Genomic DNA, 23053 nt, shown 5'->3' with positions numbered 1-23053 from the left:
CAGCCCGAATGCTTTGTCGTATCTGAAGGTGGCCTTATGAAACTCCCCATTTCGACCAAATCCGATGCTTCTGTGCGTCTGTCGCCAGCGCTGGAAGTTCGCTTTTCCAGCGCGTTGGCCTCCGGCGTCATCGAGGGTTACGCCAGCGCTTTCGGCGGGCCTGCCGACAGCTACGGCGATATCATCGATCCAGGCGCTTTCCGGCGTTCCATTTCGCAGCACAAGGCGGCGGGCACCATGCCCGCTATGCTCTGGAGCCACGACATGGCCCAGCCGATTGGACGTTGGTCGGAGATGGAGGAGGATGATTACGGTCTCCTCGTTCGCGGCAAGCTCAACACGCAGACCGAGCGCGGTCGTGATGCTCTGGAGCACCTGAAACAGCGTGATGTTTCCGGCCTCTCCATTGGTTACCTCGTCGCAAAGGGCGGGGCAAAACGCTCCGGTGAGGGCTTTCGTGTCTTGACCGAACTGGAGCTTTGGGAAGTGTCCGTCGTGGCTATTCCTGCCAACCAGCGGGCGCGCGTCTCTGCCGTGAAGAGCCTCCAAACCAAATCCGAACTGATCGACCTCTTGCGCGACGGCGGCTTGTCGAAGGCTGCTGCCGCACGCGTCGCCGCTGGCGGCTGGTCGGCACTCGGAGCCGATGAAACCAGCGACCTTGCCGACCTGGCGCAGGCGATCAAGGCGCGAACTGAGGAACTGAAATCATGGAAGTGATCAATCTCAAACAGCTGGCAGGTGCCCGCCTCGAAACGAAATCGGCCCCTGAGGTCAAATCCATCGCCGATATTGCGGCTCTGCTCGGGGAGCAGGCGACCGAGTTCAAATCCTTCACCGAGCGTATGGAAAAGCAGATCGCGGACGAGAAGAAGGAGCGCGAGGACTTGGAGGCGCGTATGAACCGCAATGGCGGCCCGCGCGCTGGCGGCAACGATGGTGATCGGACCGCCGAGTACAAGGCGGTTTCCACGTTCATTCGCAGCGGCGGCCGGAATGATGCCGAGCTTAAATCCCTCAGTGTCGGTTCCGATCCTGATGGCGGCTATACGGTTCTCTCCCACCTGTCGAGCGACCTGACCAAGCGGCTGTTCGACACCTCGCCCATGTTCCGCCTGTCCCGCGTCGAAACGATCACCACCGGCGATGCATTCGAAGAAATCGATGATCGCGGCGAGGCCGGCGCCACCTGGGCGGGCGAAAAAGAGGCTCGCCCGAAGACGGATACGCCTGAAATCGGGAAGTGGAAAATCCCGGTAGATGAGATCTACAGCCTTCAACCCGTCACGCAGCGCCTGTTGGATGACAGCGACCGCGATATCGGCCAGTGGGTGTGGGGGAAAATCACGGATAAATTCGAGCGGACCGAAGGCGCGGCCTATGTCAACGGCAATGCGATCAAGAAGCCGCGCGGGTTTCTCAATTACCCTATGTCGACGGACGGCGACTTCGCGCGCAAATGGGGGACGCTCCAGTTCATCAAGACCGGCGTCGACGGCAATTTTCCGGCCACTAGCCCGGCGGACAAGCTGAAGGACCTCGTCTGGACGCTGCGTGCCCCCTATCGCAAGGGCGCGGTCTGGCAGATGAATTCCAACACGGCCGGTCGCATCGACAAATTCAAGAACGATACCGGCGACTACATCTGGCGTGACGGCATCACGGCCGGCGCACAGCCTTCGCTTCTCGGCTACCCCGTCGAGATCAACGAGGATATGCCCGACATCGCTTCGGGGGCTTGCTCCATCGCCTTCGGCAACATGAAGCTGTCTTACTGCATCGTGCAGAAGCCAAATGTGAAGCTCCTCGCCGATCCGTACACCGACAAGCCGAACGTCCTGTTCTACGCTTATCGTCGCGTCGGCGGCGGCCTCACGAACGACGACGCTCTGAAGCTTCTCAAGTTCTCGGCCTGATCGACAATGGTGGCGGGGCGATAGCTCCGCCACCTCATATTGGTGAGGTGAGCAAATGGAAAACCTTGAACTAGAGACGCTGCGGATCGAGCGTGACGCAGCCGTCAAGACCTTCGAAAAGGGCATGGAAGTCCATGCTCAGTTCGACCGCTATATCGAAACCTTGCACGGGGCTATGCAGCGCGTCCGCCAGTTGCGCCGCGCGAACCGCAAGCGCGAGGCGTGGGCGCTTATCGAAGAGTGCATCGATAGCGTGGCGCTTATGGCGGATGTGCCGCCGGAGCTTTCGCTCCATGCAGTTACTCCAATCGTAAAGGAGCTGATCCATGGCCGCTGAACGCGAGCAGCGCATCGTTGAGCTGGTGATTGACGCCTCTGGCGTCGAGGCCGGCCAGCGCCGCGCATCTGCCGCATACGATCATCTCGCGATGGACGTGGCGCGAGCAGATGCTGCGATGAAGAAAGCGCATGACGAAGCTTTGCGCCAGTACGGTATCTTTGAAACGCAGGGGCCGCGCTCCGTCGATGCGGTCGCGCGATCCTATGATAATCTCAAGGCGAAGATGGACCCGGTGTTTCACGCGCAGCTGCGCGCCGAACGCGAGATGACACGCAGCCTTGGCATCATCAATCAGGCGGTTCTTCTCGGCGTCACGACCGAAACTGAGGCAACGCGCGATATCGTGCGCCTCAAACAGCAGCAGGTCGAGGCCATCAACCGCGTGCGTGATGCGCAGCTCATGGCCGACAAGACGCTGATCGCGTCGAACGACAACAGCGCCCGTTTCCGTCGCCAGAACGCCGCCTATCAGTATCTCGATACGGCCACCTCCCTATATGGCGGCATGAACCCTGCAATGGTCTTTGCGCAGCAGGGACCGCAGCTCGCGCAGGTCTATGCCGGTGCGGGCGGTTTTAAGGCCGCCCTGGCTGATGCGGCCGGGATGGCGGGAACGCTCGTCACTCGCCTCTTGCCGATCGGTGCGGTTGCGGCTGTAGGGGCGGGAGCACTCGGCACGATGCGCGATAACATCGCGGAAGCCAGCGGCCAGTCCGTCACCTTCGGACGGGTTTTCTCCGAGACCGTGGACGTGATCAAACAGGACCTGTCCGGCATCATGAAGCCGGTCACAGATGCCTTCGATTTCGCCTTCAACTATGTCGGAGCAAACCTCGGCTCGGCTGCGGTTGATATAGGGGAAATGATCTTCAAGGAGTTCCGGTGGGTCTATCAGGACATCGTATTCCTCTGGAAGAACTTCCCGGATATGATCGAAGGTGCCTTCATCGGGGCGCTCAACACGGTTTCGTCGTTTGTCGATAAGGGCATCCAGAACGTTACCCACTTCCTGAACGGCATCATTGAACGCATCAACCAGTTGCCGTCATGGATGGGGGGTGGGCAGGGCATCAAGCCTTTCCCTGTCCTTCCCGAATACATCGGCCAAATCGACAATGTCGCCGGCCGGCGCTTCACCGCTGCGAACGATGCGCACGGCATCAAGCAGCAAACAGACTACGCCTCGAGCCCGATCTGGGACTACCTCAAGAGCGTGTATGAGCGCGTGCTTGGCCGGGTGGAAACGACACTGCCGCTCTTCGGCCCCGTTCCCGGCAAAGACCCGCGATACAGCTTGAACGCGGACCCCACGACGGGCGATCCGGCATTGTCGGCTGGCCGGGATCGTCTTCGTGACATGCGGCAGGAGGTCGAGTTGTTCGGCTTCGTGGGAGGCGCGGCGGCAAAGGCCCGCTTCGAGCAGGAGGCGTTGAATGCGGCGATCGACAAACACATTGCCTTGAGCCCTGAGCAGCGTGCGGCCATCGCCAAGGATGCGGCAACCATGGGCGACCTGTGTGAAAGCGTAGTCGCGCCAATGCTCGCCAGAGAGGTCAGTTTCAGCGATGAAGAGGAGGTAGGCCGATGAGCGCCATCCTGTCTGTAGCAACAAATTTTCAGGTGGTCATGTTGACCGATGGGGCGATCTACAATGCCGCCGGCCGCGTCACTGGTATTCGGCGAAAGGTGTGGGTATCCGAGCGAGCACCTGCTGTCATCAGCGGCCGGGGGAACTTCAAATATCTCGACCGCATCGCGCCGACGGTTATGGGTTGGATAAACGCCCTCGGCTTTGATGACGCGATGGTGAAGCTGGAAGAGGAGGCGCAACATCTTGCCTTCTCGGCCGAAGACGACAATGCGCTGCAGCTCGTCATGGCCGGTGTGGGGGAGGACGGCAAAACCAAGCACCGGGAAATCTGCAATGTCTCGGCAGGAGGTGCGGCCACACTTCAGGTCTCTGATCCCGGGCAGATGGTCATGTCGGTTCCTACTGGCATGCGCGATATCGGCCTTTCAGACATCGGGATCAGAGCGCCATGGCGCGGTGAGACACCGGCAGAATATTGGAGCCAGTTCGGCGCGCAGCTTTTCGAGTATTGCCGTGCGATACCTCAGCCGGCGGCGCCATGGTCGCAGAACAAGACCCCACGCCATGTCATCGGCGGCTTTCTCGATATGACCGTGCTGACGCCGGATAGTATTGAGACGAAGACAATCTACCGTTGGAATGACCGCGTGGGGGAGATGATAGTTCCGGCAACCGAGCGGCAGAACGTGACGGACTTTCCGGGTATAAACCGGCAGCAGCGACGCGCTATGGAACGCGATACGCGCCGCCGGATGTCCTAATATGAAGCGATGGCGGCCTCGCGGTCGCCATCATCCCCGCGGGGCGAAATCCTCTTCCTCGGGCAGCAGCGGGCGCTCCCGCACGACAAGCGCGATATAGTCGTTCAAGTCACGGGGATTGAAGACGCGCTTGCGGACTTCCCACATTTCCCGGTTCTTTGGGTTGTAGCGGTTGACGCCTTGAAGGACGCCGGCTGCGAGTATGCAGTCACCGACGGCCGGTAGGATGCCGCCAAGCTCATCGAGCGACATGTCATGCACGGCGTCCTCTACCTTGCCGTCCTTCTCGATGTAGATGCGGATTACAGGTTTGTCCTGGGTCATGGCTCCTCCTTGATTAAAAGATGGCCGGGCTTCGCCCGGCCATCAAAGTGTGTTTATCCCCAATTCCGAGCCGGGTTTTTCAGCCACTCAGTAGCGGTCGTCGTTCGATTCGCCGCCCAGTGTTTTTTCAGTTCCATGACAAACAGCATGTCATTGCCATCGATGAGCTTCATCAGCGCGTCGCGGATTGGTGCTGCATCCTGCGCTGAGTCAATGAAGTACGCCGACTTCAGGGCTTTGCAGTGCGTATAGCTCTCAATGGCCTTAATCAGAGGATTGTAATCCTGACCAGGCGCATTGAGGTCATAGGTGATCATATAGACAGCCATGATGATCCACCTCTCTTAGTGCAGGTCGCGCTTGTGGCGGGCGATGGTCTCGCTGCCAGGGTAGCGCTTGCCCTTCAGGACTTCGTTGACGCGGCCCTGGTTGACGCCGAAGTCGGCGGCGATGACGTGCTGGTAGTCACCGTTCCAGTGGCGGAGCCAGACCTGAACGGCATCATCGGGGGTGAGATGGTAAGGGGTATTCTGAGACATGTTTGTCAACTTTCACAGGTTTATGGGGGCCCGGAAAACTTGACAGCTCGGTCTCTACGCGGCAGTGTCGCGTTGTTGCAGAGATCGCTTCGCAGGCCTTCCGGGCCATTTGCGTTACGATACGAGGCCGGGGTTTTGGCGAACCCCGGCTTTCTCGTCTCGGTCCACCATGCGGCGGGCAAGGGTAAGTAACCTCACCTGGGCGATTCCCGTCAAGGGCTGGTTTACTACTCACAGCAATTCACAGGCATGCGGATTCAACCTTTAAAGGTCGTCGCCTGTGGAGAACATATTAGAAACCCTGCGGAATCAATCTGTTAAAGGTGTAACTGTAAGTCGTTGAATTTACACAAGCGATTTTCCGAGAAATTCAAAATTCCGGAATAATTTGCCTCCGGCTCGCGACTTTGCGCGAATCAGGAACCTACTTCGTCATCACCTTGCCCATCCCGCTAGACGGCTGGGCGCGCCTGGAGTGATTTTACAAGCCGTGCCGCAAGGGTCTGAAATGTGAGTGCATCTTCCTTCGTGAATTCGTATGAACGTGATTCATGGACCGCGCGATTACGAATTAGTTTCAGTTCCTGAAAGAGGCTGTAGGAGATGGTATCAATAACCTGCATTTCTCGTAGCTTCTCGACGACGACGCGATACAAGGTGCCATCGGGCCTCATACCGCGCTCCTCAGCAATCTTCATGATTTCAGCTTCTACCGCGCGGTAAGCGTCGATGATCGCGGCTCTGGGCGAAAGTTCTGCAAGGCGGAGGGATTGCTCACTGGGCGGCAGCTCCTCAGCCGGCGCCGCACCGGCAGGGGGTGCGGGGAGGGCCTCAGCTAGGTCAGCGGCTTCCTTAAGCTGGAACGACACTTCGGTGTCGTTATGTTTCAAGCGGAGCAATGGCAAGATTTCGCGGAGCTTTTCGCGGAAGAGATACACGATCCAGACCATGGCGGCCGGCCATGCCAATGACGTCAGAGACTGGACGATCGATGCGATCAGGTCGTAGCAGTTCATCGAATCTTCCCTACGCTATTTTTTATCCGCTTCCAGTCGGAACCCTAATTGGTGGGCGCGAGATCGCAACTCATTGACCTCATATTCCCTAGCGCGCGCCGTCTGTTCCTCATAGGACGTGCCGAACATATCGTCGCCGCGATCGAGGGTTTGAACGAGATCGAGGAAGTCACGGAGCTGCTGCGACTCGGCCTGGCGGAATGCCGCGTGCGCGTTTTCGAGGCGTTTGATGATCGCAGGCGCCGGCGGCTCCGGCCGGCTCAGTAGCCCTTGGATGGCCTGAGCGAATATCTGATCGATACCCCCCACTCCCCCTGTCGCTCCCGCGAGCGATGCCTCCAGGCGGGTGATGATTTCCGCGTTCATGGATCGGCCGTTGGCCTCAGCGGCATCCTTGATCTGGTCGCGCATGCCGTCGGGGAAGCGAACCATGTATTGGTCCTGCGCGTCACTGGGGTACGTCTTTTTGGCCATTGAAGCTCCCTCGGCGTTTTATGTAGCGAGTAGCTATGTTTTGCGCTTGCGGCAATCCTAGCGAGCCGCTATGTTTACTTCATAGCAAATCGCTAGGAGACGCAGGTGAAGAAATACCCGAGCCAATTAGCCGACACATTCATCGTTCGCATGCCTGACGGCATGCGTAACCGGATTAGGGAAGAGGCCGAACGCAACGAGCGCTCAATGAACGCTGAGATCGTTTTCCATCTGAAGCGTGCGCTTTTCGATCCGCTGGAAATGAAAGAGGGCGCTGCGCGGTCCTAAGAAAACCGCAGCGCCCTCTTTGGTATCAACAGCCCTGGAGGACTATCGAAATGCAAGACAAGGTTACACCCAAGCCGCATCCGAAAGCAAGTGCCGTGCAGGCCATCATGGATGTGGAGTGCACGTTGGTCGAACGGCTCGCCGTTCTGGAAATCCTGATCCGTGTCGCCGATGATATCGCCGAGCGTCACGACCAGCATGGCGAAAGTCGCGCACTCAACGGCCTGACCTTCCTTTTGCGGGAAACGAGCAAGGCCCTTTCCACGTCAATCGAGACGCTGGAATTCGCCGGCCGCGAAGTGAGGGCGTGACACATGGGCAAGCGCTTTCCTCGCCGCCATCTCCTGAAACTCGCCGCCGCCGGCTCCGCCGCAACTCTGCCAGCCGCGGCGATGGCTGCACCCGATCGGATTTCTTCCGACGTGGTGCAGCCCACAGCCATCTCTCTCGAGCACGAACTCAATCAGTGCATCCGGGAACTGAAATCGATACTGCGGAAGATGAACCCGGATTGCCCGATCGTCAGCGGACAGATCATGACCGATCTAGACGGCGGTCAATGGGTTACGGTTTCAGTCAAGCCAAGCTGCTTCACTGGCGACGGTTACTACGAAGTTCTGAAGGCTGACGGGTCGTGTACAGTTAGCCATGTGCGGCAATTTCCGGAGGGGGTGCGGGGGGATTTGTATGCCGCGCCTTTCATCGACGGATATACGGTCGGGCCCCGCTCGATCGTCTCGGAGCGCGATCTGATCCGAAGGGTGGAGGCATAGGGATGGCATCGGCCACCTTAAATATCAAGCTCGCGCCTCGGCGCATGCTGAAACCGAAGGAGGCCGCAGACTACTGCGGCCTTCCGGTCAAGCGCTTTCCTGTTGCCTGTCAGGTGTCACCGGTGAAGATGCCTGATGGCGCGCGGCTGTACGACATGCAGGATCTCGACCGCTGGATTGATACGTTGAAGGACGGCGCGACCAGCGATGACGATATCATTGGAAGGCTCGACTGATGGCCGAGCGCAAGAAGCTCAAGGGCTTCCAGATATTCCAGGACAAGAAGCCGCCTTTCAAATGGCGCTGCTACCACCGCAGGACGGGAACGGCGATCGACCTCGATCGCTTTCCGCTGCACAGCCTCGAATTCTATGGCGAGTGCTATCGCATTGCCGAGCTGCACAAGGCGGCGGATGATGCGAAACCCGGCACGCTCGGCATGCTCATCAAGAGCTATCGTGCGAGCGCCGCTTTCCGCGATCTCGCCACGCGCACGCAGGCCGATTACCAGAAGTGTTTCGACTATCTCAGAAAGATCGAGAACACGCCGCTTTCCAGCTTCACGCCGCCGCTGGTCGTGCGCATCCGCGACAAGGCCGGCGACAGCCGGGGGCGGCGTTTCGGCAACTACATTCGCCAGGTTCTTTCGCTGCTCTTCGCCTGGGGCAAGGAGCGCGGTTATGTCCGCGACAATCCCGCAGGCTCCATCAAGGGCATCCGGAAACCGAAGGGTGCGCCGGAGGCGAACCGCCCATGGGGCGATGACGAGCGCGACGCCGTGATGGCCGCGCTTCCCGCGCACATGGTGCCGCCGATCGCGCTCATGATGTTTTACGGGCTCGATCCGCAAGACGCGCTCAAGCTGCCGCGAACCGCGATCGTCAACGACCTGATCGATACGCGGCGTGGCAAGACGGGCGGGGCGGTGCTGTTGCCGTTGTTGCCACCGGTCAAAGCGGCGTTCGCCGCCGCGCCCGCGCACGACGCCATAACGCTCTGCGCGAACAGTTACGGGCGGCCGTGGAGTGTTTCAGGGTTTCGGGCCTCCTGGCGGCCGATCAAACTGGCGCTGGAAAAAGAGGAAAAGGTTAGGCCGGGGCTGACGCTCAAGGGCTTGCGTCACACGGTGGCGACGATCTTGCGAGAGATGGGCGCAGACTATGAGACCATCGCCATCGTGCTCGGGCAGAAGACTGAAGCCATGGCAAAGCACTATTCACGCCGCGCCGATGTGTCGAAAAAGACCTCGGCTGCGGTGACCGATCTCAATGCTGAAATGAACAGACGGAAAACAAAAGCTGTCAAACCCGATGGCTGAAACTGTCAAACCGGGTTAGTTTAGGATATGTGCGGATATGGAAAAAGATAGGCGCAATAAGGGCTTAGAGTGGTGCCCGGAGGCGGATTTGAACCACCGACACGCGGATTTTCAATCCGCTGCTCTACCAACTGAGCTATCCGGGCATCTATGTGGATTTCGCTTGGAAATCCGTGGGGCGCTTGGTTTCGCCCCGGGAGCGAGCGGGGTTATAGCATCTTGCAAAAATGTGTCCAGCCCTATGGGCGGTTTTTTGCGGGAAAAATGACGGGTCTTGCAAGCTATGGAAAAGGTTGTGTTTTTGCCGTGTGACAAAGGCGTCACATGTCGTCTTCGTCGGCCTTCGTTTCATCATCGGCAACGGGAATGGCGTAGGAACCGGAGAGCCAGCGGTTGAGATCGACGTCGCGGCAGCGCGGCGAGCAGAAGGGATAGTGCTCGCGGGCCGAGGGCCGCTTGCAGATCGGACATGGGACAGCCTTGCGCAGGGGCGCGACCGTCGCGGCCGGATTTTTGCTTTCGTCCGTCATGTCAGGCGTCCGCCCAGCCGGCATGCACGTCAAAACCTTCGCCGGAAAGCAAGGCGAGCGTTTCGTAGAGGGGGAGGCCGACGACGTTGGTGTATGAGCCGGCCAATTTGACGACGAAGCTGCCGGCAATGCCCTGGATGGCGTAGCCGCCCGCCTTGCCGCGCCACTGGCCGGAGGCGAGGTAGCGTTCGATGTCGGTGGTCGAGAGGCGCTTGAAGCGCACCTTGGTGTCGATGACCTTCTGGCGCACGGTGCGGTCCGGCGTGATCAGGCACACGCCGGTGAAGACGCGGTGGCTGCGGCCGGAGAGGAGATGGAGCGCGCTCGACGCCTCGTCGATCATCTCGGTCTTCGGCAGGATGCGGCGGCCGACCGAGACGACCGTGTCGGCGGCAAGGATGTAGCTGCCGGCAAAGGCGGGATCGCCCTTGATGGCGGCGATCGCTGCCTGAGCCTTGCCGGTCGAGAGACGCCGCGCCAGCGAGCGGGGATGCTCGGCGCGCTTCGGCGTCTCGTCGATGTCCATGGGCATCAGGCGAGTGGGCTCGATGCCGGCCTGCGCGAGCAGTTCGACGCGGCGTGGCGAGCCGGAGGCAAGGATGAGCGTGTCGGTCTGCGCCATGGGGTCTCCGGGGGCGCCGGTCTTCGCTCTGCGGCATCAGCCGGGCGAGGGCGCGGCCCCTCTGGCTTACTTGAAACGGTAGGTGATGCGGCCCTTGGTGAGGTCGTACGGGGTCATCTCGACCAGAACCTTGTCGCCGGCGAGAACGCGGATGCGGTTCTTGCGCATGCGGCCCGCGGTATGCGCGATGATCTCGTGCTCGTTTTCGAGCTTGACGCGGAACGTTGCGTTCGGGAGCAGTTCCGTCACGGTGCCGGGGAATTCGAGGACTTCTTCTTTTGCCATCTTGTGATGATATTCCTGTAGGTGGATGAGGGCGAGCCGGATGCCCGCCTCGAAAAATTTGCCGGAAACTACACAATCCCCGGTGCTTTGTGAACACCGAAGCGCCGGGTTTCTGCATTTGCCGAAAATCGGGCCCCTGGAGGCTCAGCCCGGGTCTTTCAGGCGCTTCTCTATCAGAGTTTTCAGGAATTCGCGAACCTCGCGGTACGAACTCAGAATCTGCTCGCGCGTGCCGGTCGCAACCGTCGGGTCGGGTGTCGGCCAATACATGACGTCGACTGCCATCGAGCGGGTGAGTTCGAGGGCTGCATGGTGGGCTTCGGGCGCCAGCGTGACGATGAGGTCGAAGTAGTCGTCTTCCAGTTCATCGAGCGACCGCGGCGCATGGCGGCCGAGCGAGAGGCCGACCTCGTCGAGCACCGCATCGACGAAGGGGTCACGCTCGCCGGGACGCACGCCGGCGGAGGCGACATAGGTGCCGGGCAGCAGGCTGCGGGCGATCGTCTCGGCCATCGGGGAGCGCACGGCATTCATACGGCACATGAAGAGAAGCGAGCGGGGTGTTCGCGACCGGGTTTCCTGAGGTGCCGGGGAAACGCCCTCCATCCGCTCACCCGCGCCAATAGAGAACGCAGACGAGCGTAAAGAGGCGGCGGGCGGTGTCGAAGTCGAATTTGATCTTGCCCGAGAGCCGGTCCACCAGCGTCTGCGAGCCCTCGTTGTGGATACCGCGCCGGCCCATGTCGATCGCCTCGATCTGGCTGGGTGTCGCCGAGCGGATCGCCTGGTAATAGCTCTCGCAGATCAGGAAATAGTCCTTCACGATGCGCCGGAACGGCGTCAGCGAAAGGATGTGGGTGGCGACATTCTCGCCGGCTTCGGTGCGGACGGTGAAGACCAGCTTGGAATCGAGAAGCGAAATGTTCAGGCGATAGGGGCCGCCGGCATGGCCGATCGGCTCGAAGGTGTTTTCCTCGATGAGGTCGAAGATGGCGACGGCACGCTCGTGTTCCACATCCGGCGTGGCGCGGCCGATCGTGTCGTCCAGCACCACGTCGCAGAGGCGGAAGCTGCCCGTCGTGCCCATGGCCTCATGTCTCCAGGTTGAGCCGGATGGCGACGGAGCGGGCATGGGCGCCGAGCCCTTCGGCTTCGGCCAGCGTGATGGCGGCAGGACCAAGCGCCCGCAGCTGATCCGGGCCGAGGCGCAGGATGGATGTGCGCTTCATGTAGTCGAGCACGGAAAGGCCGGAGGAAAAGCGGGCCGAGCGGGCGGTCGGCAGCACGTGGTTAGACCCGCCGACATAATCGCCGATGACTTCCGGTGTGTGGCGGCCGACAAAGATGGCGCCGGCATTGCGGATTTGTGGCAGCAGCGCATCCGGATCGGCTGTGGCGATCTCCAGGTGCTCGGCGGCGATGCGGTTTGCCAGCGGCACCGATTTTTTGAGGTCCGGCACGAGGATGACGGCGCCGAAATCCCGCCAGCTGGCAGCGGCCGTCTCCGAGCGCTCCAGCGTCTTCAGCTGCCGTTCGACGGCGGCCTCGACGGCATTGGCAAGGTCTACGCTGTCGGTGACGAGGATCGACTGGGCGCCGACATCGTGCTCCGCCTGGGCGAGCAGATCGGCGGCGAGCCAGTCCGGATCGTTGTCGGCATCGGCAATGATGAGCACTTCGGAGGGACCGGCGATCATATCGATGCCGACCGTGCCAAAGACATGGCGCTTGGCGGCGGCGACGAAGGCATTGCCGGGGCCGGTGATCTTGGCGACGGGTGCAATCGTTTCCGTGCCGTAGGCGAGGGCCGCGACGGCCTGCGCGCCGCCGATGCGGTAGATCTCGTCGATGCCGGCAATACGGGCGGCGGCGAGCACGGCGGGATTGATCGCGCCTTCCTTCGCCGGCACGACCATGACGATACGCGGTACGCCGGCGACCCTGGCCGGCACGGCGTTCATCAGCACGGAACTCGGATAGCTTGCCGTACCGCCCGGTACATAGAGGCCGACGGCATCGATTGCCGTCCAGCGCGAGCCGAGGCCGACGCCGATATCGTCCTCGTAGATGTCATCCTTCGGCTTCTGGCGGGCGTGATGCTTTTCGATGCGCTGGGCGGCGAGTTCGAGTGCTGCGATGATCTTGGCATCGACCGCATCGAAGGCGGCGTCGATCTCCTCGAGCGACACGCGCATGGAGGTGACGGCAAAGTCCAGGCCGTCGAATTTTTTGGAGTACTCGGCGAGTGCCTTGTCACCACGGGAGCGAACATCGTCGATGATCGTGCGGACGATCGCATTGACGTCTTCGGAGACCTCGCGCTTGGTCGTCAGGAAGGCAGCGAACCGGCTTTCGAAATCGCTGCTCTGGTAGTCAAGTCTGATCGCCAAGTCGTCCGTCCTGTCGTCTCCCGGCGAAAAACGCCGGATCCATGCCTCAAACCGCCGGATGGCGGGGTTTCAGACTGGTTTCCCACGCTCCGCCGGTATCTGCAAGCTGAACTTCGACGCATTCCACATCGAGCATGATGGAGGCGTTGCCCGACAGGACGAGTTCCAGCGTGCCGTCCGGTCCATCGTCCTTCTGGGCGAAGTTCACGGCGAGCAGGGAGAGCACGGCGTCGGCATCCTTGCGGTCGATTCCGAGCGAGCGCACCGCATTGACGCGCTTGAAGGCGACGACGGCGCGGCGCCGTTCGAAGGCCTTGCGGCGGCCGGCGGCCGTTTCCCAGACGAAGCGGTTGATGACGACCGAAAAGACGTGGTGGCGGGCGTCATAGGAGAGGCCGTCGGTCTTGAAGACCGCATCCTGCAGGTGGGCGGAGACGACGGAAAGGTCTTCCGCGTCGAGAGCAAGCAATTTCAGGCTGTCCATAGGGTAGTCCTTCCCGGGGACGCCGCGGATCTGCGGCATCCCGATCTATTCCACGAGATAGGACGGAGTGCGGCGGACTGCAACTCCGCCGCGTTCGAAGATCAATCGCTGACGCGCTCGACGATGGCGCCGCAGCGGGTGAGTTTTTCTTCCAGCCGCTCGAAACCGCGGTCGAGATGATAGACACGCGACACCATCGTCTCGCCTTCGGCGGCAAGGCCGGCGATGACGAGGGACACCGAAGCGCGCAGGTCGGTTGCCATGACCGGTGCGCCGCGCAGCCGCTCGACACCCTCGATCTTGGCCGTCTGGCCGGACAACGAGATTTTCGCGCCAAGGCGGGCCAGTTCCTGCACGTGCATGAAGCGATTTTCGAAGATCGTCTCGGTAATGTGCGAAATGCCGCTCGACTTGGTCATCAGGCCCATGAATTGGGCCTGGAGGTCCGTCGGGAAACCGGGGAAGGGATCCGTCACCACGTCGACCGGCTTGATGCCGCCGCCATTGCGCACGACGCGCAGGCCGCTTTCGGTGGAGGTAACCTCGGCGCCGGAGCGGCGGATCGCCTCAAGGGCGGTGTCGAGCAGGGAGGCGTCTGTGCCTTCCAGAACGACGTCGCCGCCGGTCATGGCGACCGCCATGGCATAGGTGCCGGTCTCGATGCGGTCCGGCAGGACGCGGTGGCGCGCGCCGGACAGCTGGTCGACGCCTTCGATGGTAATCGTCGCGGTTCCGGCGCCGGTGATCTTGGCGCCCATGGCGTTCAGGCACTTGGCAAGGTCCTGCACTTCCGGCTCGCGGGCGGCATTGCCGATCACCGTCGTGCCGCGGGCAAGCGTTGCCGCCATCATGAGAACATGCGTGGCGCCGACGGAAACCTTCGGGAAGGTATAACGCGCGCCGATTAGGCCGCCCTTCGGGGCCGTCGCCTCGATATAGCCGCCGTCGATCTCGATGTTCGCGCCAAGGGCCGCAAGCGCCTCGATGAACAGGTCGACCGGTCGCGTGCCGATGGCGCAGCCGCCCGGCAGCGAGACACGAGCCTTGCCTTCGCGGGCGAGCAGCGGGCCGATGACCCAGAACGAGGCGCGCATCTTGGAGACCAGCTCGTAGGGCGCGGTGGTGTCGACAATGTTGCGCGAGGTGAAATTGACTGTGCGAGAATAACCTTCGCCCTGGCGCTCGCGACGACCATTAACGGAAATGTCGGCGCCGTGATTGCCGAGAATGCGGATGAGCTGCTCGACATCGGCGAGATGCGGTACGTTTTCCAGCGTCAGCGTGTCGTCCGTCAGAAGAGACGCGATCATCAGCGGCAGCGCAGCGTTCTTGGCGCCGGAAATCGGGATCGTGCCCCTCAGTTCGTTGCCGCCTACAATTCGGATACGATCCATGTGCGATTACGGGCCGGGCCCGCCTTTCTCAAAGAATATCGGCTTTCGGAGATGGCGGCTCTTTAGAACATCGCGAGCGAAAAATGAAGAGCGTGCCCGCCGCCCGTTTTTTCCGCGCGCCCGGTTCGCAAACCACCCCCTTGGCCTTCATGGCGAAGACAAGCCTGACTAACCGTCCGATTCGTCTTTTTTTGCGGCAGGCAGCCCGGTCGTTTCATCCGCCGCGCCGGAGCGCCGGGCGCGTGCCTGCTGCTTTCGGCGCTGGAGATTGTCGCGCAGCGTCTTTGCCAGCCGCTCCGCACGGATCTCCGCCTCGGTCCTGATCTTCCTGGTTTTCGTCTCTTCCTTGTCGGTCATGCATACTCTCTGAATGAATCCGACCCCGTATAAAAGTGGGTACGCATCACATTTGTTGCACCAATCGCGAAATCGCCGCTTGCACTGCCGGGTGAGCTATGGCAATAGGCCCTCGCTTACGCGGAGCAACCTTGTTTCGCCGGACGCTGCTATAGCTCAGGGGTAGAGCACTCCCTTGGTAAGGGAGAGGCCGAGAGTTCAAATCTCTCTAGCAGCACCATTTTTCAGTCCTATTTCCCAACCTCCCTTATATGACTGCGGCAGCGCCCGCCTTCGACCGTCCGTTGCCGCAACGGAAAGGCGCTAGTCATACGACATGAAACACGCGTTGAATCGTTCATAAGCCTTGAATTGCCCAATATTGACTCCCCCGGCAATTTCCGTCAGTGCGAAGAACAGTCATCGAAGGGATAGAAGCATGAAAATCGGAACGCGCGAAATCGGTCCGTCTTTTCCGCCGCTCGTAATTGCGGAGATTGGCATCAACCACGGCGGCAGCCTCGAGGTCGCCAAGTCGATGGTGCTGGCAGCGGCCCGTAGCGGCTGCGAACTGGTCAAGCACCAAACGCATATCGTCGAAGACGAAATGACCGAGGAAGCCAAGAACATCTTCCCGCCGAACGCGGACGTCTCGATCTGGGACGTGATGCAGTCCTGTGCGCTGTCCCTGGAGGACGAGGCTGAGTTGAAGATATATGCCGAGAGCCTGGGCCTGATCTACATATCGACGCCATTCTCCCGTCAGGCCGCGAATTTTCTCAACAGCATCGACGTGCCAGCCTTCAAGATCGGCAGCGGCGAGTGCGACAACATCCCTTTGCTGCGGCACATCGCTTCGTTCGGCAAGCCGGTCATAATGAGCACCGGTATGCAGACGATCGAGACGATCCGCGCCTCCGTTGAGGTGCTCGACAAAGCTGGTATCGAATACGCTCTTCTGGAATGCACCAATCTCTATCCATCTCCGCCGGAAATCGTGTCGCTGCGCGGCGTACGCGACCTGCAGGAGGCCTTCCCGAATGCGATCGTCGGATTTTCCGACCACAGCATCGGGCCGGAAATGGCGCTGGCCTCTGTCGCCCTTGGTGCCTGTATCTTGGAGCGTCATTTCACGGATACGCGTTATCGCGTGGGTCCCGACATCTCCTGTTCGATGGATCCGGCTGAACTGCGTTTCCTCATCGATCGCTCGCGCGAAATTCACATCGCCCTGCACAATGAGAAGCGTCGCTCCGAGCTGGAAGAGTCCGTCTACCGCTTTGCAAGAAGCTCGGTGGTGGCGGAACGCCCGCTAAAGGCCGGCGACGTGATTACCGAGTATGACGTATGGGCACGGCGTCCGGGCAACGGTGACATTCCGGGCTACAAACTGGATGAACTGATCGGCAAGACGATCAAGGTCGACCGGAACCGGAACGAGCAGCTTCGCTGGAGCGATTTCGGTCAATGACATCCGACGCGAAAATGGCGAAGAGCTTGCTCTTCGTGACGGGGACGCGAGCCGATTTCGGCAAGCTCGAGCCGCTTGCGCAGGCGGCGCAGGCGGTGGGCCATAGTGTCTCTTTTTTCGTCACCGGCATGCACATGCTGGAAAAATACGGCGCAACCAAGAAAGAGGTAAAGCGGCTTCCGGGCATTCAGGTTCATGAGTTCATCAACCAGCGGCTCGGCGACCCGCAGGATCTGATCCTCTCCAAGACGGTGCTCGGCTTTTCCGATTGGGTTTACGAGCACAGGCCGGATCTGGTCATTGTTCACGGCGACCGGATCGAGGCGCTGGCGGTTTCCCTGGTCTGCGCGACGAACTACATCCGCTCCGCCCATATCGAAGGTGGTGAGGTTTCCGGCACGATCGACGAAATTTACCGCCACTGCAACTCCAAGCTCTGCACCTACCATTTCGTCAGCTCGGAAGCGGCAAAGGGGCGCGTCATGGCGCTCGGCGAGAATCCGGACTATATCTACAATATCGGCTCGCCTGAGCTGGATTTTCATCGCCGGCCGTCCGGCGTGACGATCGAGGACGTGCATCGTCATTACGAAATTCCCTTCGCGGAATATGGAATCGTCACCTTCCATCCTGTTACATCCGAGCGCGATACGATGGGCGCGCAGGCCAAGGCCCTGTTTGACACGCTCGATGCCAGTGGCAGGAATTTCGTCGTCATCTCGCCCAACAACGATCCCGGAAGCGAAGCGATTTTCGCCGAGATTGAACGGTTGGACGACGCTCGGTTTCGGCGCCTTCCCAACATGCGCTTCGCGTATTTCTCCGAGCTCATGAAGAATGCGAAAGCGATTGTGGGCAACAGCAGTGCCGGCGTGCGCGAGGCGCCGTTCCTCGGTGTGCCCAGCCTGGATTTGGGAACGCGCCAGAGCAACAGGTCGGTGGCCGGGTCCATCACCCACACGTCTGCATTGGATGTTGCCGGGATCGAAAAATTCCTGCGTGACGAGTGGGGTCGGCGCTATGAGCGGAACAACGCCTTCGGCAGTGGAAATGCAGCACTCCTGTTCGCTGACATCCTGGATACGCGGGATTTCTGGGCAGCCCCCATGCAGAAGAACTTCAACGACTGAGCAGTTGCCGGAAACGCTGACGCCGCTCTTCCTTTGAAGGGCGCCCTAAATGTGGCCAAAAGCATTTTTTCGCAAGTCGAAACAGAGCAATTGCGGTGGTCCGTCAGCTTCGCAAAACGGGCAATTCCAGCCTGTTTGCGGCCGCCTGTTCTCTGCCGGCCGGCGCGTCGACATCGCCGGAAAAGGGTGCTAACAGGTGCCTCTTCTCTAGGAAACGTGTGATCTTTACAATCCATGACGACAGCTCCGGCAATTGAGAACGCTATTCTTCAAGCCATCGACTCGATCAACGCCATGCACGGCGAAGAGCTGTTGAAGCGCTCTCTTGACGAATGGTTCATCGCGGAAGAAAGTCCACTCGACTCCGTGAATGTGCTCACCCTGACCATCAATCTCGAGCAATTTGTCAAGGATGCGGGCGGTCGCATCGATCTCTTGTCGGCCCTCGCCGACGAGAAAAACAAAGAGCAGTTCCAGAAATTCAGTGGTGTTGCTGCCTATATCGCAGCGCGCGTCTGACGAAGCCCCAGGTGACATCCATGGCTCGCAAATATCGCATTCTGGCGGATTTCACGGCTGACCTCCTCAAGCCGCTCCTTTTGAAACACCTTCCCGGTTCCGAAGTGGCCGTCGCTCCCTATGGACAGGTCTTCCAGGGCCTGAAAGAGCATCCGGCGGCAACAGAAACGCTGGTGGTTTTCAGCCGCATCGAAAATACGCTGCCGTCGTTCCAGGCACTTTCGCAGTTCAATCCCGTCGATAAGGCGGCGCTTGATCGGGATGTCGATTACTTCGCATCCGAACTGCGCGAGGCCGCCCGCCACCAGGAAACGGTCCTGGTCTTTTCCTGGAGCATTCCGCTCGGCATGCGCGGGCACGGCATGGCCGACTATCGTCCGGGCCAGGGCCTGCGCTACGCGGTCAACCGCGCCAACAATCGCCTTGCCGATCAGCTGGCGGACGTAAACAACGTCTTCCTGCTCGATACCGAGCGCGTACTGATCAATTTCGATGCGCCGAAGACGAATGCGCGCTTCTGGTATGCCGGGAAGGTGCCCTTCACCCTGCCGTTCTTTGAAGTCTGTGCCCGCGAGATCGCCGCCGCCATCCATGGCCTCAGCGGAACCTCGCGGCGCCTGATCGTGGTCGACCTCGACAATACGCTATGGGGCGGCATTCTCGGCGATGTCGGTTGGGAAGGCCTCAAGCTCGGTGGCCACGACCATATCGGTGAGGCCCATGTCGATTTTCAGCGCGCCCTCAAGGCCCTGACCCGCAGGGGCATCATTCTCGCCCTCGCCAGCAAGAACTACGAGAGCAACGCACTCGAAGCCATCAAGAAGCATCCCGAAATGGTTCTGCGCAAGGACGATTTCGCCTGCTGGCGCATCAACTGGCAGGACAAGGCGCAGAACATCGTCGAGATCGCCAAGGCGGTCAATCTCGGCCTCGCTTCGGTGGTCTTCCTTGACGACAACCCGGCTGAGCGTGCGCGTGTGCGCGAAGCGCTGCCGGACGTCTTTGTGCCCGAATGGCCCGAGGATCCGACCGACTATACCAGGGCGCTGTATACCCTGACCTGCTTCGATCTTCCTGCGCTGAGCGAGGAAGACAAGAAGCGCGCGGCCATGTTTGTTGAAGAGCGCGCCCGGCAGGAACTCCAGCAGAATGCCGGATCGGAAGAGGACTGGCTCCGCTCCATCGACATGAGGGTGCAGATCGCGCCATTGAACAGCGCCAACCAGGCGCGTATCGTCCAGCTTTTCAACAAGACGAACCAGTTCAATCTGGCAACGCGCCGTGCCAATGAAAACGAGCTTGCAACCTGGGTGGCCGACGGAGACCGTTATCTTTGGGGCTTCCGCGTCAGCGACCGCTTCGGCGATACGGGCCTGACCGGCATCGTCACGCTGGATGTGCGCGGCGAAGAAGCGGAAGTGGTGGATTTCATCATGAGCTGCCGCGTCATGGGGCGGAAGATCGAGGAGGCCATGCTGGGCGTTGCCTTGGCCAAGGCGGCCGAGCGGGGCGCCAAGCTCGGCTTCGCCCGCTTCCAGCCCACCAAACGCAACCAGCCCATGCTGGAATTCCTCAAGCGAAGCGGTCTTTCCGAAGAAGAGGAAAATCTCTACCGCTGGAATCTGGAGAGCGCCTACCCGCAGCCGGATTTCCTCACCATTTCCATGGATGCGTAGGAGCGGATCGTTTTGAACATCGCGCGCGCCAAAGCGGAAGACGCCGCTGCACTGATGGCGTTCATCGATACGCATTGGCGCAAGGGCCACGTTCTCGCGACGCATAAGCCGCTTCTCGATTGGCAGCACTACTGCCCTGAAACCGACGACTACAATTTCCTTCTGGCCCGCAACAGTTCGGGCCGGATCGAAGGTGTGCTCGGTTTCATTCCGACGACCCGCTATGACGGCGCGCTTGCGTCGAACGCTGTGGCCTGGCTTTCCCTCTGGAAGGTGGTCGACGATGCGCAAAGCCCGATCGTCGGCCTTCTTCTGCTGCGGGCGCTCGAAGCACAGGGGAACTGGCAGGCCGTTGGCACGCTCGGTGTGACCGAGGTCGCCGAGAAGATCTATCGCATGCTCGGCTGGCGGACAGGCACGCTCAGCCATTATTATCTGTGCAATCCGGAGCTTTCCCATTTCGCCATCGCCGTCGAGCCGCAGGTCGCAGCGCGCCTGCCCGTGCAACGGCTGCTGACGGAGAAGAATCCAGCGGACGACTGGATGCCACCGCGTCCTCTTGCCGTGAAGTCGGGCACCTATCTGCGCCGCCGCTTCAGCGAGCATCCATTCTACAAATACCGCCTGTTCATGGCCGGCGACGATCTCTGCGTCGTGCTGCGGATGGTGGAAGCCAACGGCGCGCGGGTGATGCGCATTGTCGATCTAGTGGGGGATGTTTCGCTTCTGCCAGAGATTACCGGTGCCTTGCAGGATCTGGTCGTTCGGGAGGGGTGCGAATATGTCGACCTCACTGTCACCGGCGAGGACCAGGCCACCCTGCTTGCCGCGGGATGGCAGAAGAGGGATGGGGCAACGATCATACCCGGCTACTTCGAGCCGTTCGAAGCCCGCAACGTAGATGTCGGCTACGCTCTCAAGAGCGACGCGCCGTTCCTCCTCCTTCGCGGAGATGCCGACCAGGAACGCCCGAACAGGATACCCGTATGCTAGGCATCATGTATCACTACGTTCGCAAGAGCGAACCCGACCTTCCGTCCTTCCGCTATCTTCATGCGGACGATTTCGCGCGGCAGCTCGACTTTTTCCAGGAGCGCTACGGCTTCGTCGATCGCGAAGCCTTCCACCGCGCGGTTCAGACCGGCGAGCCCGCCAAGGGCGTGGTCCTCACCTTCGATGACGGACTGGTGGATCACTACCGCTACGTCTATCCCCTCCTGAAGGAACGTGGCCTCTGGGGATTGTTCTATGTGCCGTCCGGCCCCTATCGCCGCGGCGCGCTGCTCGACGTGCACCGGGTGCACATGCTGCTCGGCCATCTCGGCGGGGATGCCCTTCTCGAAAAACTGCACGAGCGGATCGAACCCGGCATGCTGATCGAGGGAAGTGAAAAATTCGGCTCGACCACCTATTTGAGCCAGCAGAATGACCAGGCGACGACCCACGCCAAGCAGCTCATCAATTATTACGTGAGGCCGGCCTTCAAGGAGGCCCTTCTGGCGGATCTTATGGAGAGCGTCTTCGGCAGCGAGCCCGGTCTTGCTACCCGCTTCTACCTCACGCGCGAGCAGATTCGCGAGATGGCGGATGGCGGGATGGGCATCGGAAGCCATGGGCAGAGCCACACCCTGCTCAGCCATCTCGACGCCACCGCCCAGCGGGAGGAAATCACTGAATCTTTTGACTTTCTTCACTCGCTCTGCGGCGAGGCAAAAGAGAACAGCTTCTGCTACCCCTATGGTGGAGACCAAGCCTTCAACCGCGATACCGTCGATATTCTGAAGGGTCTTGGGGTCTCATATGCGTTCAGCGTCGAGCCCCGATCCATTGACGCGGCCGATCTCAACGAGAAGTATCGTCTGCCGCGATACGATTGCAACATGTTCGAACACGGCACAGCCAGCCTGGGGTGAGCCCGGTCTTCTGATATCTGGTACGGCCGGGCGGCGTTCCGGCCATTTGGGAACGATCGATGAATTATGCGGCACTCATTCCGGCGCGTGGCGGCAGCAAAGGCTTGCCGCGCAAGAACGTCATCGATCTGGCCGGCAAACCGCTGATTGCCTATAGCATTGAGGCAGCGCTCGGTTGTGCGGCGGTGGGCAGCGTCTACGTGACCACCGATGACACCGAAATCGCGTCTGTCTCTGTCCGCTATGGCGCGCAGCATATCGCCCGCCCAGCGGCGCTGGCGACCGACGATGCCCCGACCTTTGTGGCGGTAGAACATGCGATTGCAGTTCTGGCCGAACGGGGAGAAATGCCGGAGCATATCGTGTTGCTGCAGCCAACATCGCCCTTGCGCGACGCTCGTCATCTGGCAGAAGCCATTGCCGCCTATGAGGCGGTCGACGTGCCGGCGCTGATCAGCGTGTGCGAAGAAGAACACCACCCCTATAAGAGCTTCCGTGTAGACGACAGCGGCCGGCTCGAACCGCTCTTCGATGCCCCCTCTCTATCAAAACCGCGCCAGGAGCTGCCGAAAATCTATCGCCAGAATGGTGCGATCTACATCATCCGCACTGAGACGCTTTTGCGCGCGAAGAGTTTCTATGTCGCTGGGTGTGTTCCATATGTGATGAGTGCCGCCGCCTCCGTGGACGTCGATACCATCGAGGATCTGCACCGTTGCGAGGAAATGCTCGAGGCGTCCAGGAAAGCCACCGGGTAACGCCAGCATCCTTTCGAATAGGAGAGCCATACGTTCCTCACAGTCTAAAGATTGTCGCACAAGAGGCGGCAGCGGTCTTGCGCCAACTGCATACGAAAAATCACCCGGTAATCCTCCCGTTTTTAACGGGGCTCTACGGTAGAATTCACGCAGCCCTCTTCAGTTTTTGTGCGGGTGTGATGCCGGCGATGCCCATATTGGGCCG

General features: G+C 60.5%; 31 protein-coding genes and 2 tRNA genes. 18 read left to right on the top strand and 15 right to left on the bottom strand.

What is annotated here, in order from left to right; translation table 11 throughout:
* Nucleotides 1-36 precede the first annotated feature (36 nt).
* The 5 genes from AC1RT2_RS13095 to AC1RT2_RS13075 are packed head-to-tail and all read left to right on the top strand — an operon-like array spanning nt 37 to nt 4608.
* Nucleotides 37-720: an HK97 family phage prohead protease gene (locus AC1RT2_RS13095; RefSeq protein WP_493102430.1), complete on the top strand. Its 684-nt coding sequence runs from the start codon at nt 37-39 to the stop codon at nt 718-720.
* Nucleotides 711-1916, top strand: coding sequence for a phage major capsid protein (locus tag AC1RT2_RS13090; protein ID WP_493102428.1), 1206 nt, complete (start codon nt 711-713; stop codon nt 1914-1916). Before AC1RT2_RS13095 ends, AC1RT2_RS13090 begins: the two co-directional genes overlap by 10 nt.
* A 55-nt stretch (nt 1917-1971) precedes the next feature.
* Entirely contained in the window at nt 1972-2253 is a 282-nt protein-coding gene (locus tag AC1RT2_RS13085) for a hypothetical protein (RefSeq protein WP_493102426.1), read from the top strand.
* Complete coding sequence (locus tag AC1RT2_RS13080; RefSeq protein WP_493102424.1) at nt 2243-3844, top strand: phage tail length tape measure family protein; 1602 nt, start codon at nt 2243-2245, stop codon at nt 3842-3844. The genes AC1RT2_RS13085 and AC1RT2_RS13080 overlap by 11 nt, the downstream gene beginning before the upstream one ends.
* Nucleotides 3841-4608, top strand: a complete 768-nt coding sequence (locus AC1RT2_RS13075) for a hypothetical protein (protein WP_493102422.1) — start codon at nt 3841-3843, stop codon at nt 4606-4608. Before AC1RT2_RS13080 ends, AC1RT2_RS13075 begins: the two co-directional genes overlap by 4 nt.
* A 30-nt stretch (nt 4609-4638) precedes the next feature.
* On the opposite strand, the gene AC1RT2_RS13070 is transcribed toward AC1RT2_RS13075, so the two are convergent.
* The 5 genes from AC1RT2_RS13070 to AC1RT2_RS13050 all read right to left on the bottom strand — a co-directional run bounded on the left by AC1RT2_RS13070 (nt 4639) and on the right by AC1RT2_RS13050 (nt 6961).
* Nucleotides 4639-4932, bottom strand: a complete 294-nt coding sequence (locus AC1RT2_RS13070; protein WP_493102420.1) for a hypothetical protein — start codon at nt 4930-4932, stop codon at nt 4639-4641.
* Between the two features lie 53 nt (nt 4933-4985).
* Nucleotides 4986-5261: a hypothetical protein gene (locus AC1RT2_RS13065; RefSeq protein WP_493102418.1), complete on the bottom strand. Its 276-nt coding sequence runs from the start codon at nt 5259-5261 to the stop codon at nt 4986-4988.
* Nucleotides 5262-5276: 15 nt separating this feature from the next.
* Nucleotides 5277-5471, bottom strand: coding sequence for a hypothetical protein (locus AC1RT2_RS13060; protein WP_493102416.1), 195 nt, complete (start codon nt 5469-5471; stop codon nt 5277-5279).
* A gap of 452 nt (nt 5472-5923) precedes the next feature.
* Nucleotides 5924-6487 (bottom strand): DUF4145 domain-containing protein, encoded by a 564-nt coding sequence (locus AC1RT2_RS13055; RefSeq protein WP_493102414.1) that lies wholly within the window; start codon nt 6485-6487, stop codon nt 5924-5926.
* Between the two features lie 15 nt (nt 6488-6502).
* Nucleotides 6503-6961, bottom strand: a complete 459-nt coding sequence (locus tag AC1RT2_RS13050) for an Arc family DNA-binding protein (RefSeq protein WP_493102412.1) — start codon at nt 6959-6961, stop codon at nt 6503-6505.
* A gap of 105 nt (nt 6962-7066) precedes the next feature.
* On the opposite strand from AC1RT2_RS13050, the gene AC1RT2_RS13045 reads away from it, so the two are divergent.
* Genes AC1RT2_RS13045 through AC1RT2_RS13025 form a run of 5 tightly spaced genes read left to right on the top strand, consistent with a single transcriptional unit; the run spans nt 7067 to nt 9340 of the window.
* Nucleotides 7067-7249: an Arc family DNA-binding protein gene (locus AC1RT2_RS13045; RefSeq protein WP_493102410.1), complete on the top strand. Its 183-nt coding sequence runs from the start codon at nt 7067-7069 to the stop codon at nt 7247-7249.
* Between the two features lie 50 nt (nt 7250-7299).
* Nucleotides 7300-7560, top strand: a complete 261-nt coding sequence (locus tag AC1RT2_RS13040) for a hypothetical protein (protein WP_493102408.1) — start codon at nt 7300-7302, stop codon at nt 7558-7560.
* A gap of 3 nt (nt 7561-7563) precedes the next feature.
* Complete coding sequence (locus AC1RT2_RS13035; protein ID WP_493102406.1) at nt 7564-8022, top strand: hypothetical protein; 459 nt, start codon at nt 7564-7566, stop codon at nt 8020-8022.
* A gap of 2 nt (nt 8023-8024) precedes the next feature.
* Nucleotides 8025-8258 (top strand): hypothetical protein, encoded by a 234-nt coding sequence (locus tag AC1RT2_RS13030; protein WP_493102404.1) that lies wholly within the window; start codon nt 8025-8027, stop codon nt 8256-8258.
* Nucleotides 8258-9340, top strand: coding sequence for a tyrosine-type recombinase/integrase (locus AC1RT2_RS13025; RefSeq protein ID WP_493102402.1), 1083 nt, complete (start codon nt 8258-8260; stop codon nt 9338-9340). The genes AC1RT2_RS13030 and AC1RT2_RS13025 overlap by 1 nt, the downstream gene beginning before the upstream one ends.
* A gap of 70 nt (nt 9341-9410) precedes the next feature.
* On the opposite strand, the gene AC1RT2_RS13020 is transcribed toward AC1RT2_RS13025, so the two are convergent.
* The 10 genes from AC1RT2_RS13020 to AC1RT2_RS12975 all read right to left on the bottom strand — a co-directional run bounded on the left by AC1RT2_RS13020 (nt 9411) and on the right by AC1RT2_RS12975 (nt 15402).
* Nucleotides 9411-9486 (bottom strand) — tRNA-Phe (locus AC1RT2_RS13020).
* Between the two features lie 174 nt (nt 9487-9660).
* Nucleotides 9661-9870 (bottom strand): DNA gyrase inhibitor YacG, encoded by a 210-nt coding sequence (gene yacG / locus AC1RT2_RS13015; RefSeq protein ID WP_493102400.1) that lies wholly within the window; start codon nt 9868-9870, stop codon nt 9661-9663.
* Nucleotide 9871: 1 nt separating this feature from the next.
* Entirely contained in the window at nt 9872-10492 is a 621-nt protein-coding gene (locus tag AC1RT2_RS13010) for a Maf-like protein (RefSeq protein WP_493102398.1), read from the bottom strand.
* Nucleotides 10493-10558: 66 nt separating this feature from the next.
* Complete coding sequence (gene infA / locus AC1RT2_RS13005; RefSeq protein WP_069060068.1) at nt 10559-10777, bottom strand: translation initiation factor IF-1; 219 nt, start codon at nt 10775-10777, stop codon at nt 10559-10561.
* Between the two features lie 144 nt (nt 10778-10921).
* Nucleotides 10922-11383: an arsenate-mycothiol transferase ArsC gene (locus AC1RT2_RS13000; protein WP_069060067.1), complete on the bottom strand. Its 462-nt coding sequence runs from the start codon at nt 11381-11383 to the stop codon at nt 10922-10924.
* A gap of 4 nt (nt 11384-11387) precedes the next feature.
* The gene (locus AC1RT2_RS12995) at nt 11388-11864 is read right to left on the bottom strand and encodes a UPF0262 family protein (protein ID WP_444800948.1); all 477 of its coding nucleotides are present in this window, start codon (nt 11862-11864) and stop codon (nt 11388-11390) included.
* Nucleotides 11865-11868: 4 nt separating this feature from the next.
* Nucleotides 11869-13167: a histidinol dehydrogenase gene (gene hisD / locus AC1RT2_RS12990; RefSeq protein WP_493102395.1), complete on the bottom strand. Its 1299-nt coding sequence runs from the start codon at nt 13165-13167 to the stop codon at nt 11869-11871.
* 46 nt (nt 13168-13213) lie between these two features.
* Nucleotides 13214-13651, bottom strand: coding sequence for a DUF2948 family protein (locus tag AC1RT2_RS12985; RefSeq protein ID WP_493102393.1), 438 nt, complete (start codon nt 13649-13651; stop codon nt 13214-13216).
* Nucleotides 13652-13752: 101 nt separating this feature from the next.
* The gene (murA, locus tag AC1RT2_RS12980; protein WP_069060063.1) at nt 13753-15045 is read right to left on the bottom strand and encodes a UDP-N-acetylglucosamine 1-carboxyvinyltransferase; all 1293 of its coding nucleotides are present in this window, start codon (nt 15043-15045) and stop codon (nt 13753-13755) included.
* Between the two features lie 168 nt (nt 15046-15213).
* Nucleotides 15214-15402, bottom strand: coding sequence for a hypothetical protein (locus tag AC1RT2_RS12975; RefSeq protein WP_069060062.1), 189 nt, complete (start codon nt 15400-15402; stop codon nt 15214-15216).
* 145 nt (nt 15403-15547) lie between these two features.
* On the opposite strand from AC1RT2_RS12975, the gene AC1RT2_RS12970 reads away from it, so the two are divergent.
* The 8 genes from AC1RT2_RS12970 (at nt 15548) to AC1RT2_RS12935 (ending at nt 22848) form a co-directional block, all read left to right on the top strand.
* Nucleotides 15548-15622 (top strand) — tRNA-Thr (locus AC1RT2_RS12970).
* A gap of 126 nt (nt 15623-15748) precedes the next feature.
* Nucleotides 15749-16852 carry an N-acetylneuraminate synthase family protein gene (locus AC1RT2_RS12965; RefSeq protein ID WP_493102390.1) on the top strand — a complete coding sequence of 368 codons (1104 nt, stop codon included), beginning with the start codon at nt 15749-15751 and terminating at the stop codon, nt 16850-16852.
* Nucleotides 16853-16866: 14 nt separating this feature from the next.
* A complete protein-coding gene (neuC, locus tag AC1RT2_RS12960) occupies nt 16867-17982 on the top strand; it encodes a UDP-N-acetylglucosamine 2-epimerase (protein WP_493102388.1) in 1116 nt (371 codons plus the stop codon).
* Nucleotides 17983-18216: 234 nt separating this feature from the next.
* The gene (locus AC1RT2_RS12955) at nt 18217-18501 is read left to right on the top strand and encodes a hypothetical protein (RefSeq protein WP_493102386.1); all 285 of its coding nucleotides are present in this window, start codon (nt 18217-18219) and stop codon (nt 18499-18501) included.
* A gap of 20 nt (nt 18502-18521) precedes the next feature.
* A complete protein-coding gene (locus tag AC1RT2_RS12950) occupies nt 18522-20177 on the top strand; it encodes an HAD-IIIC family phosphatase (protein ID WP_493102384.1) in 1656 nt (551 codons plus the stop codon).
* A gap of 12 nt (nt 20178-20189) precedes the next feature.
* Nucleotides 20190-21170, top strand: a complete 981-nt coding sequence (locus tag AC1RT2_RS12945; protein WP_493102382.1) for a hypothetical protein — start codon at nt 20190-20192, stop codon at nt 21168-21170.
* On the top strand, nt 21164-22090 hold the full coding sequence (locus AC1RT2_RS12940) for a polysaccharide deacetylase family protein (RefSeq protein ID WP_493102380.1): 927 nt from the start codon (nt 21164-21166) through the stop codon (nt 22088-22090). Before AC1RT2_RS12945 ends, AC1RT2_RS12940 begins: the two co-directional genes overlap by 7 nt.
* Before the next feature lie 59 nt (nt 22091-22149).
* Complete coding sequence (locus AC1RT2_RS12935; protein ID WP_493102378.1) at nt 22150-22848, top strand: acylneuraminate cytidylyltransferase family protein; 699 nt, start codon at nt 22150-22152, stop codon at nt 22846-22848.
* Nucleotides 22849-23053: the final 205 nt, after the last annotated feature.

This window comes from Shinella sp. GW821-FHT11G07, assembly GCF_058808115.1.
Note: the sequence above shows the minus strand (reverse complement) of the source record. Positions and strands in the feature narration are given on the sequence as shown.